We start from the raw sequence: 10,177 nt of genomic DNA on the forward strand, positions 1-10,177 counted from the left end.
GGCGGACTGCTCGGGCCGTGGCCGGGCATGCTCGGCGTGATGTCGTGGCGCGGCGTGTTCGTCACGTTCGGCCTGGTCGGGCTCGTGTGGGTCGCGATCTGGTTGTGGTGGTTCCGCAACGACCCGTCGGAGCATCCGTCGGTCAGCCCATCGGAACTGGCGCTGATCGAGGCGAACAGGCCGCCGGAAGTCGATGGCGGCCACGGGCGCGCCTACTGGCGGCGGCTCGTGCGCAGCCGCAACATGATCGCGTTGAGCGTGATGTACGTGCCCAACTGCATGATCTTCTACTTCTGCATCACGTGGCTGCCGTCGTACCTGCTCGAACGCCACGGCTTCAACGTGTCGGGCATGGCCTTGTTCGCGGGGCTGCCGCTGCTGGTGAGCATGCCGGGCGACCTGCTGGGCGGCGTGCTGACCGATCGGCTCTGCGCCAGGTACGGCCTGCGCGTCGGGCGGTGCGGACTCGGCGCCGTTGCCTACCTGCTCGTCGGTGCGTCGCTGATTGCGGCGGGGCGTGCGCCGTCGCCGGTGCTGGCGGCGCTGCTGATTGCGCTCGCGACGGGACTCACCATGTTCACGCTGGCCGCGGCATGGGGCACGGTGATCGAGATCGGCGGCAATCACGTCGGCGTGGTTGGCGGAACGATGAACTCGATCGGCAACCTGGTGGCGATGCTCAACCCGCTGATCGTGGCGTACTCGGTGGCCTGGTTCGGCAACTGGGACCTGCCGCTCTACGTGATGGGCACCCTCTTTCTCGTCGGCGCCGGCTGCTGGGCGCTGATCGATCCCAGCAAGCCGGTCTTTGCGGACGTGTAGGACCTGGAACCGTGCCCGAGCTTCCCGAAGTCGAGGCGGTGCGCCGCCTGCTGGTGCCGCCCATGCAGGGCGCGCGCTTCGATCGCGTGCTGCTGCGTCGCGCCAACCTGCGCCGACCGTTCTGCTGGGACTTCGTCGATCGCCTGACCGGCGCCACCGTGACCCGCGTGCGCCGTCGCGCCAAGCACCTGTTGCTCGACCTGTCGACCGGCGACACGCTGCTCATGCACCTCGGCATGACCGGGGACTTCCGCGTCGAGCACATGGGCCTGGCGCCCGGCGAGGACCACCCTCGCGATCCGCACGACCACGTGGTGTTCGAGATGTCGTCCAGGTGGATGGTCACGTTCAACGACCCGCGACGATTCGGCGCGATGGACCTGCTCACCGCAGACGAGCGCGCCGCGCACCCCACGCTGGCCGAGCTCGGCCCGGAGCCGCTGTCGCGCGCCTTCACGGCGGCCGCGCTTGCCACCGCCTGTGCCGGCAGACGCACGTCCATCAAGGTGGCTTTGCTCGATCAGCAGCTGGTGGCCGGTCTCGGCAACATCTACGCAGCCGAGGCCCTGCACATGGCGCGACTGTCGCCGCGGCGCCTGGCATCGACACTGGCGACGCGCGCGGGCGGGCCGCGCGAGACGACGGAGCGGCTCACCGCGGCGATCAAGACGGTGTTGAGCAAGGCCATCGCGGAGCAGACCCGCAGCGGCGCGTACCGGACCAATCGCTTTCTCGTCTACGACCGCGAGGGCGAGCCGTGCGCGGCCGAGGGTTGCCGCGGCACGATCACGCGCATCGTGCAGGGCGGCCGCTCGACGTTCTACTGTCGCGCCTGCCAGCGCTAGGCAGGCGACGACCGGCGCCTCGGGCACCACGCCGTCCGCGCCGGCCGAGGCGGGATTCTGCGCCTCGCCCGGGGGGCCTGTAACGCCCGAGGGGGTCGCGACACATGTCGGGTGTGGCGCGAGACGTCGGCACCTCGCCAGCGGCGCCACAGGAGCGCGCGATGACCCCTCAGGCCACTTCTTCCGGCAATCACGCCCAGGCGGGCACGGTCCACTTCCTCGGCATTCCCACCATCGTCCAGGCCACGGGCGCCACCACCGGCGGCGCCTTCGGCCTCGTGGACCACCTCGCGATGCCGCCCGGCTTCGCCTCGCCGTACCACACGCACCAGGCCGAGGACGAAGCGTTCTACGTGATCGACGGCGAGGTGGCGTTCGTGCTCGGCGACACATGGTCGGTGGCCGGACCCGGTACGTACGTGTTCGGGCCTCGCCACGTGCCGCACGGCTTCAAGGTCCTCGGCGACGCGCCGGCGCACATGCTCCTGCTCTGCACTCCCGGCGGTTTCGAGCAGTTCATCGTGGAACTGAGCACCTCCGCGCCTGCACCGCCAGACATGGCACAGCTCATGGCCGTCGCCGCGCGCTTCCGCATCGACATCCACGGCCCGTTGCCGGAGGAGCCGGCGGCCATCGCCGCCCGAGCCAGTCAGGCGACGCTCGCCGGCGCGTGACCGGAGTAGACTGTCGGCCATGCTGGCCGACCTGGCTGAGGCCGATCTCGTCGAGCGCATCGCACGCGGCGACCGCGATGCGGAGACAGAGGTGTGCCGGCGCATGGCCCCGCGCATCCGGCTCTTCGGCCTCCGCCACCTGCGGTCGGCGACCGCAGCCGACGATCTGGTGCAGCAGGTGTTGCTCGTGATGATCGAGGCGCTGCGTGCCGGGCGGTTGCGCGAGTCCGGCAAGCTCGCGCCATTCGTCCTGGGCGCGTGCCGCACGACGGTGCAGGCCCTGTTCCGGATCACCCGTCGACGCGAGCACCTGCTCGACACGTTCGGGGCGGCACTCGTGCCGAGCCCGTCGGCAGCCCCGGCGCTCGACGACGACCGCCTGCGGCGTTGCGTGCAGGCACTGGGCGAGCGCGACCGCTCGGTGATCGTGCTGACGTTCTACGACGAGCAGACCGCCGGGGAAGCGGCGGGGACGCTCGGCCTCTCGGAGGGCAACGTGCGCGTCATCCGTCACCGTGCGCTCAAGCAGCTGCGCACCTGCATGGGGGTGTCGTCGTGAGTCCTGCCTCCTCGGGTCGCCCGGCGTGCCCGAGCTCCATCGACGCCATCGTCCTCATGGACTACTGGCTCGGCGTGCTCACCGCCCCTGACGAAGACGTCGTCGAGCAGCACCTCATCGCCTGCGACACTTGCGGGGCCGCCCTGCGCGAGGGCATCGCCCTGGCCGAAGGCCTTCGCGCGCTCGCCCGCTCGGGCAACCTCGACGTCATCGTCAGCGACGCACTTGTGCAGCGTGCGTCGGACGCGGGTGCGCGCATCCGTGAGTACGCGCCTCCACATGGGGGCAGCGTCCAGTGCACGGTGGCGGCCGACGACGACATGCTGCTGGCTCGTCTGGCTGCCGACGTCGCGCGCGCCGGGCAGATCGATCTCAGTTGGTGCGACCTGGGCGGGACCGAGCACCGCCGGATGGTGGACATCCCGGTCGATCAGGCCACGGGCGTCGTGGTGTGCCAGCAGTCGATGGCGTGGGCCAAGGCGTCGCCGACCGCGAGCATGGTCGCCAGGTTGCTGGCGGTCGATCCCTCGGGCACCGAGCACCTCCTCGGCGAGTACACGTTCCACCACACGCGCACGATCCCAGGTCCGCCTGGCTGGGAACTACAGTAGGCCGTCGACGACGTGGTCGCGCGGCATCGCGCGGCCAGTGCCCATGAGCGCGAGCACTGCCTCCGCGCGCGCGAGCATCCGTCGCCAGAGTGTCTCGGGCTCGCGATCGAATACCGCCGCCGCATCGCCGTCCACGACGCGCCAGGCGCCCTTGCGCACCTCGGCCTCGAGTTGTTCCGCGCTCCAGCCCGCGTAGCCGGCGTACACCCGAAGCCGCCGATCGTCGGCGCCCTCACTCAGCCGCGCACGCAGCGCCTCGCGGTCGTTCACGAGATGCACACCGCGCGTCACCCCGCGACAGCCGGCGCACGCGCTGCGCGAGAGCGCGAGCACGGTCTCAGGCGAGACGGGGCCGCCGACGAACGCACGCGTGCCGAGCATGCCGGTCGGGTCAGCGTCTGGCAGCACCCGCGACAGCGGCACCGGCGAGGGGCGCGTGACCACGAGTCCGGCCGCGCCGTCCCCGTCGTACTGGATGAGCAGGACGACCGTGTCGGTGAAGTTGGGGTCTGGCAGGTTGCGCGAGGCGACCAGCATCGTGCCGGCTGCCAACTGGCGCACGATCACCTCGCGCCCCGGCTGTCGCGCGCCTCCGACACCGGTCGCGAGCAGGGTCGCCAGCAGCAGGCCGGTCGTGGCGAGGAGCGGCACGCGTGCGCGCATGACCCAAGCATCGCAAGAGCGCCGCCCGAATGCGAGGACGTTCCTCCGACGCCGCGCGCATAGAATCGCGCCCATGCCTCGCACGCTTCCCGCGCTGCTCACCGCTGCGCTCCTGCTCGGCGCCACGCCGCAGGGGTTCGGCGGCCAATCCACGAGCGACACGGCGGTCATCCCCGGACTCGAGCGTCCCGTCGAGGTGCGCATCGACACCTGGGGCGTGCCGCACATCTACGCCGAGCGGCTCTACGACGCCTTCGCCGCGCAGGGCTTCGTCGCGGCGCGCGATCGCCTGTGGCAGATGGACCTGTGGCGCAAGCGCGGACTCGGCGAGATGGCGAAGGACCTCGGGCCGGCGTACGTGGAGAGTGACCGCATGGCGCGCGCGGTGCTGTGGCGCGGGTCGCTCCAGCGCGAGTGGCTGGCGTACGCATCCGACGCCAAGCGCATCGCCGAGGCGTTCGTCGCCGGCGTGAATGCCTACGTCGAGCTCACCGAGCGCGAGCCGCAGCGGTTGCCCGAGGAGTTCCGGCTGCTCGGCTACCGTCCGTCGCGCTGGCAGGCCGCCGACCTCGTTCGCATCCGCCATCACGGGCTCACGCTGAACCTGACGGGCGAGATCGACCGCGCCGAGGCGTACTGCAAGGACGGCCCCGAGGCCGCGCGCGTCGACTGGCTGCGACGCGCCCTCGTGCCCGAGGTCACGCCGACGCTCGTGCCCGGGTTCGACCCGTGCGCGCTGCCGTTCGCGCAACTGCGCCGGGCGTACGAGGAGGCCACCGCACGGTCGAGGTTTCCGGCCCTGCCGCGTGCGTCGGCCGCCGCGTCGCCCGCGGGATCGACGCCACTCGCGGTGCTGGCCCTGCCGCCCGCCCTCGATGCGCCGCTCGTGCAGGGCTCCAACAACTGGGTCGTCGCCCCGTCGCGCACGGCCACCGGTCGCCCTGTGCTCGCCAGCGATCCCCATCGCGCGCACGGCGCGCCGAGCCTGCGCTACATCAGTCACCTGGTGGCGCCGGGCCTCGACGTGATCGGCGCTGGCGAGCCCTTCCTGCCCGGCATCTCGGTGGGGCACAACGACGCCATCGCCTTCGGTCTCACGCGGTTCTACATGGACCAGGAAGACCTCTACGTCTACGAGACCAACCCGGCCGCGCCTGGCGAGTACCGCTACAAGGACCGCTGGGTCCCGATGGAGATGATCACCGAGCGCATCGAGGTGCGCGGCGAGGCTGCGCGCGACGTGTCGATCGCCTTCACGCGGCACGGCCCGGTGCTGGCCACCGATGCGGAGCGCCATCGTGCGTTCGCGCTGCGCGCCGCGTGGCTCGAGGAGGGCATGGCGCCGTACTTCGGGTCGATCGAGTACATGCGCGCCCGCACCTGGGACCAGTTCTCCGCGGCGATGAACCGCTGGGGGGCGCCAGGCGAGAACCAGGTGTACGCCGACACGAGCGGCACCATCGGCTGGATCGCCGCAGGACTCACGCCGATTCGCCCGACCTGGGACGGCCTGACGCCGGTCCCCGGCGATGGCCGCTACGAATGGGCCGGCTTCCGCGACATGGACGAACTGCCGCGCGTGTCCAACCCCTCGTCGGGCTACCTGGTGACCGCCAACGAGAACAACATCCCCGCCGATCACCCGGCCGCCCGCAAGGGCATCGGCTACGAGTGGAGCGACGACTCCCGCGCGCGACGCCTGACGCAGTTGCTCGCGTCATCGGCGCCGCACCGGCTCGAGGACTCGCGCGCCTTCCAGCTCGATACCGTGTCGTTGCCGGCGCAGCGGGTGGTGTCGCTGCTGCGCGACGTGCGCGACCCACGCCCCACCGTCGCACGAGCGCTCGACCTGCTGCGCACCTGGGACGGCCGCGTGCGTGCCGAGAGCGCCGAGGCGGCGATCTTCGAGGTGTGGTTCACCAACCACTTGCGGCGAGCGGTGGTGCGTGCCGTGCTGCCGCCGGCCGCCGCGCCGCGCGTGGGCGCCGGCGACACCAGTCGCGTCCTGGGCGTCCTGGAGGGCCATGCCGGGTGGCTGCCCCCCGAGCGCCGCGCCCGCCTGCTGGCCGACTCGTTGGCCGACGCGCTCGCGGAGCTCGAGAAGCGACTCGGGCCCGACATGGCGAGCTGGCAGTGGGGGCGACTCCACGTGGCCGTGTTCGACCACCCCCTGGCCGACCGCGTGGATGCTGCGACCAGACGACGACTCACGGTGGAGGCGGGCCCGCTCGGCGGGTCGAGTTCCACGCCGATGGCCGCGTCGTACGCCGCGACCGACTACCGCCTCTCGGCGGGCGCCTCGTTCCGCATGGTGGCCGACGTCGGGCAGTGGGATGCGTCGGTGGCCATCAACACGCCGGGCCAGTCGGGTGATCCCTCGAACCCGCACTACCGCGACCTCGCGCCGCTCTGGGCGCAGGGCGGGTACTTCCCGCTGGTGTACTCCAGGCCGGCCGTGGAGCGCGAGACGCGGTCGCGGCTGGTCCTCTCGCCGCGGTGACCTCCTCGCTGTTCGTAGCCGTCGCCCTTGGGCGACGGTCAGAGGCCCCGCGCGTTCGTGGCATAAAGCCGCAATTCACGCCATGGAACACCACCAGTTGATGCCGATGTGACCTCATCGTCATCATATGGTGGTGTGGCATGGGACATGCTTATACCTGGTCAGCGACAGCAGCCGCCGCCCCGCCGATGACAGGAACGTCGGGGAAGCGGCTGAAATGTCATCAGCGGTCGTCCGGGTCGAAGCACGAGGTGTCGACCGGCCAGCCGAGGGTGGCGGGACGCCGACGGGGGACCGCACATGCATCCAGTTCGCCAGAGCACACGGATGACGGAGCTTCGCGCGATCATCGACGCCTACAGGGACCTGTCGGTCGAGGAGGCCGAGGCCTCCGACTTCGGCGACCGCGAAGCCGAGGCCGTCGCCGAGCTGTGGCGGCTCGAGCAGGCCGCCCTCGACCAGCCGTCGGGCCCAGCCCGCAGCCGTCGAGCCGCCTGAGACCCTGCACTCGCCCGCGGCCGCTGTCGGGCGACCGGCGCCTGCCCTCCTGAGGGTGACGCGCGCGCCGTCTTTGACGGCCGTCGCCAATGTCGGACAAAATGTCTGACATGAGTGTGTCGGTGCGGGAGCTGCAGCAGAACCTGAAGGCGGTGCTGGAGCGCGTCGAGCGGGGCGAAGCCATCGAGGTGACCAGGCATCGCCGACTCGTGGCCCGACTGCTGCCGCCGGAGGAGGTCGGGCAGGCGCGCCCCTGGCCAGACCTCGAGGCGCGCACGCGAGAGGTCTTCGGGCGGCGACGCGTGTCCGTGCCTGCGTCGTCCATCGTCATCGACGGTCGTGGAGACCGATGACGACCTACGTCGATTCCAGTGCGCTGGTGCCGATCTACGTGCCCGAGTCGTTCTCCGCAGCGGCCAGGGCCGCGGTGCGGGCCGCAGGGCAGGTCCCATTCACCGCGCTGCACGAACTCGAGGTGTCCAACGCCTTCGAGCTCCTCGTCGGGCGCGGCGCGCTGTCACCCGACGAGAGTCGCGGAGTCCAGGCCCAGTTGCGCGCCGACATCCAGGAGCAGCGCCTGCGCAAGCTGCCGCTGGCCCTCGACCAGGTGTTCGCCGATGCTGGACGGCTCTCGCGAACGCACACCGCCGCGCATCTTGCGCGCAGCCTCGATCTGCTCCACGTCGCCGCCGCCCACGCCGCAGGGTGCGACACCTTCGTGTCTGCCGACACCCGCCAACTGGCGGTGGCGCAGGCGTCGGGGCTTCGTACCATCGACATCACCCTTCGCGCGCGCCCTCTCCGGTAGGCGTCGCGCCCCGAGCCGCACTGCTGCGTGCGCCTCAGCGCGCCAGCGCCGACGCCGCGCGTTCCCGCTTCGCGCGGCGTGGCTGGACGAGGGGATGACGCGAGGCGTCGCGCCCCGCGTCACACCGCTACGGCAGGCGAGTGGCCAGCGCGTTGCTGCCCGCCGCCCACGTGACGCCGCCGGCGTCGCTGTACATCGCCCGTTCGACCACCAGCTGTGCCGGCGTCGCGCCCAGGCTCTCGACGGTCACGCCGAATCGCTTGCCCACGCTCTCGGGGAACTCGGCGCGCATGTCGACGTTGAAGCGGCTGGTCGCGGCCAGCGGGAACGTCCGCACCGCGCTGGTCCCGTCCTCGAAGCGCACGGTCACCTGCGCCGACCCGGCAAACGCCGAGGTGTTGGACAGCAGCACGTAGGTCGCCACGTTCGCGCTGCCCCCGACCTCGCCTTCAGCCGACGCCCAGCGCGCCCCCGTCGTCGTCGCACCCGGACTCGAGTGTGCTTCGTGCCAGGTCGCCGACGATCCGGGCCACCACATCGCGCGTTCGACGATGATCGGCACGGCGTTGGTGGACTCGACGATGGTCGACACGGCGGTGTCTGCCAGCAGCGGGTCCTCGAGATCCACCCAGATGTTGCTGCGGCTCCGCGCCGCCACCGTGTAGCTGCGCAACACGATGTTGCCGTCGGGCAGCAGATAGCGCACGTTGACGGTGGCGTCTGTCGTGCCCGGGTTGGCGAGCAGGACGAACAGATCGAAGTAGGCGCCCGTGGCCCCCTCGGCCAGGAACCACGACGTGGCCGGCGCCGTGACACCGGCGCTGTTGTGCCCGGCGCTGAACGACCTGCCGGCGACGGTGCGATACATCGAGCGCTCGGCGATGATCGGGCTGCCCGACACCACGCGCACGATCGATCCCACTTCGGCCTGGGCCAGCACCGGGTCCTCCTGGTCGACCCAGATCGTGAAGCGACTCCCAGGTGCCACGGTGTATGTCTTCACGACCGCCGCGGCCGGCGCTGGCAGCAGGTAGGTGACCTCCACGCTGGACGCCGTCGCGCCGGGATTCTGCAGCAGGTAGAACAGGTCGAACTCGCCCATCGTGGCGCCCTCGGCGAAGTACCACGTCGTCGCTGGCGTCGCCACCGAGGTCTCGGCGTGCGATCCGTAGCCGGTGCTGTCCCACGGCATCGTCCGGTCGGCCACGATCTGGGCGTCGGCGTCGACGCGTGTGGAGAACTCGGCCTGCGCGAGCCCGGCAATCGTTGCCGGGCGCACGGTGGCGCGCGCGCCAGCGGCGAGCGTCAGCGCCGAGGTGATGACCGTGGCATCGGCGCGCTGGAAGGTGAGTACGACCTCCGCTGCGGTGCCGCCCGGGTTGAGCAGCGCCAGCCGGGTGTCGAAGAACGCGCCCGTGGCGCCTTCCGCGAAGTACTGCGTGAAGACGGCGCTGCCGTCGAGCAGGGTGACCACGGTACTGGTGGTGGCCCCGAGCGCTGCGCCGCTGCTGGGGCTCGAGAGCGCCACGGTGAACGTCTCGGTCGTGGCATTGCCGCTGCCGGCGCCGACCGGCACGGCGATGGTGGCGCTGGTCTGGCCCGCGGCGAAGTTGACGGTGCCCGTGGTGGTGGTGAAGTCACTCCCGGCCGTGGCGGTGCCCGCCGAGGTCGCGAAGGTCGCGCTGACGGCGGCGGTCGTGTCGCCGCCGCGGGTCACCGTCAGGACAGTGGTGCCGGCGCCGCGCAGCACGCGCCGCGTCGCCTGCGCGAGGGAGATGGATGCTGGCGTGGGCGGAGCCGCATCGGTGGTCGCCTGCATCGTGAAGGTGCCCGTGGGCAGGTCGAACTCGATCTGCAGCGGGAAGGCGAGCGGATCCTCGGTCTCGCGTGCCGGGGCAATGCCCGAGACATTGAAGCTGCTGACGCCGACGCCCCGTACCAGCAACGAGCCGAGCTGGCTGGCGAACTGGCTGAAGCGCACCGGCTGTCCTGGCCCGAACTGGCCGAGGACGACGTTGCCGACCGACACCGTGAACGTGTCGTCGGCGTCGATGCCGGTGGGGAAGTCGAGCACGGCGGTGAACAGCGTGGTGCCGACCATCGTGTACTTGTACCCGGTGGCGATCGGCGGGTCGAACCACAGCGCGCTGGCATCGAAGAAGCGGAAGATCGGCGGCTGGCCCGGCGGCCGCTGCGT

At 71.3% G+C, this 10,177-nt stretch carries 11 protein-coding genes; 9 read left to right on the plus strand and 2 right to left on the minus strand.

The features are described 5' to 3' along the window. The 5 genes from ACIRDX_RS17225 to ACIRDX_RS17245 form a co-directional block, all read left to right on the plus strand. The coding region (locus tag ACIRDX_RS17225) for an MFS transporter (RefSeq protein ID WP_396626674.1) at positions 1 to 822 on the plus strand (822 nt) is incomplete at its 5' end. A gap of 11 nt (positions 823 to 833) precedes the next feature. Further along, entirely contained in the window at positions 834 to 1,667 is an 834-nt protein-coding gene (gene mutM, locus ACIRDX_RS17230) for a bifunctional DNA-formamidopyrimidine glycosylase/DNA-(apurinic or apyrimidinic site) lyase (protein ID WP_396626675.1), read from the plus strand. 161 nt (positions 1,668 to 1,828) lie between these two features. Continuing rightward, positions 1,829 to 2,341 (plus strand): cupin domain-containing protein, encoded by a 513-nt coding sequence (locus ACIRDX_RS17235; protein ID WP_396626676.1) that lies wholly within the window; start codon positions 1,829 to 1,831, stop codon positions 2,339 to 2,341. Between the two features lie 19 nt (positions 2,342 to 2,360). After that, a complete protein-coding gene (locus tag ACIRDX_RS17240; protein WP_396626677.1) occupies positions 2,361 to 2,900 on the plus strand; it encodes an RNA polymerase sigma factor in 540 nt (179 codons plus the stop codon). After that, the gene (locus ACIRDX_RS17245; RefSeq protein WP_396626678.1) at positions 2,897 to 3,511 is read left to right on the plus strand and encodes a hypothetical protein; all 615 of its coding nucleotides are present in this window, start codon (positions 2,897 to 2,899) and stop codon (positions 3,509 to 3,511) included. Before ACIRDX_RS17240 ends, ACIRDX_RS17245 begins: the two co-directional genes overlap by 4 nt. Here ACIRDX_RS17245 and ACIRDX_RS17250 read toward each other — a convergent pair. Next, positions 3,503 to 4,174 carry a YqgE/AlgH family protein gene (locus tag ACIRDX_RS17250; protein ID WP_396626679.1) on the minus strand — a complete coding sequence of 224 codons (672 nt, stop codon included), beginning with the start codon at positions 4,172 to 4,174 and terminating at the stop codon, positions 3,503 to 3,505. The two genes, ACIRDX_RS17245 and ACIRDX_RS17250, sit on opposite strands and share 9 nt — an antisense overlap. Before the next feature lie 73 nt (positions 4,175 to 4,247). On the opposite strand from ACIRDX_RS17250, the gene ACIRDX_RS17255 reads away from it, so the two are divergent. The 4 genes from ACIRDX_RS17255 (at position 4,248) to ACIRDX_RS17270 (ending at position 7,980) form a co-directional block, all read left to right on the plus strand. Continuing rightward, positions 4,248 to 6,674: a penicillin acylase family protein gene (locus ACIRDX_RS17255; RefSeq protein WP_396626680.1), complete on the plus strand. Its 2,427-nt coding sequence runs from the start codon at positions 4,248 to 4,250 to the stop codon at positions 6,672 to 6,674. Between the two features lie 327 nt (positions 6,675 to 7,001). Then, the gene (locus tag ACIRDX_RS17260) at positions 7,002 to 7,172 is read left to right on the plus strand and encodes a hypothetical protein (RefSeq protein ID WP_396626681.1); all 171 of its coding nucleotides are present in this window, start codon (positions 7,002 to 7,004) and stop codon (positions 7,170 to 7,172) included. A 110-nt stretch (positions 7,173 to 7,282) separates the two neighbouring features. Continuing rightward, positions 7,283 to 7,525, plus strand: coding sequence for a type II toxin-antitoxin system Phd/YefM family antitoxin (locus ACIRDX_RS17265; RefSeq protein ID WP_396626682.1), 243 nt, complete (start codon positions 7,283 to 7,285; stop codon positions 7,523 to 7,525). After that, entirely contained in the window at positions 7,522 to 7,980 is a 459-nt protein-coding gene (locus ACIRDX_RS17270; RefSeq protein ID WP_396626683.1) for a type II toxin-antitoxin system VapC family toxin, read from the plus strand. The genes ACIRDX_RS17265 and ACIRDX_RS17270 overlap by 4 nt, the downstream gene beginning before the upstream one ends. 127 nt (positions 7,981 to 8,107) lie before the next feature. Here ACIRDX_RS17270 and ACIRDX_RS17275 read toward each other — a convergent pair. Continuing rightward, on the minus strand, positions 8,108 to 10,177 hold a 2,070-nt coding region (locus ACIRDX_RS17275; RefSeq protein WP_396626684.1), incomplete at its 5' end, for a Calx-beta domain-containing protein.

Origin of the sequence: Luteitalea sp., assembly GCF_044337415.1 — a bacterium.
GTDB lineage: Bacteria > Acidobacteriota > Vicinamibacteria > Vicinamibacterales > Vicinamibacteraceae > Luteitalea.

Bases quoted from the DNA above. Each gene is read 5' to 3' on its own strand.
- ACIRDX_RS17235 (WP_396626676.1), top strand. From the start codon at position 1,829: ATGACCCCTCAGGCCACTTCTTCCGGCAATCACGCCCAGGCGGGCACG.
- ACIRDX_RS17240 (WP_396626677.1), top strand. From the start codon at position 2,361: ATGCTGGCCGACCTGGCTGAGGCCGATCTCGTCGAGCGCATCGCACGC.
- ACIRDX_RS17250 (WP_396626679.1), bottom strand. From the start codon at position 4,174: ATGCGCGCACGCGTGCCGCTCCTCGCCACGACCGGCCTGCTGCTGGCG.
- ACIRDX_RS17255 (WP_396626680.1), top strand. From the start codon at position 4,248: ATGCCTCGCACGCTTCCCGCGCTGCTCACCGCTGCGCTCCTGCTCGGC.
- ACIRDX_RS17260 (WP_396626681.1), top strand. From the start codon at position 7,002: ATGACGGAGCTTCGCGCGATCATCGACGCCTACAGGGACCTGTCGGTC.
- ACIRDX_RS17265 (WP_396626682.1), top strand. From the start codon at position 7,283: ATGAGTGTGTCGGTGCGGGAGCTGCAGCAGAACCTGAAGGCGGTGCTG.
- ACIRDX_RS17270 (WP_396626683.1), top strand. From the start codon at position 7,522: ATGACGACCTACGTCGATTCCAGTGCGCTGGTGCCGATCTACGTGCCC.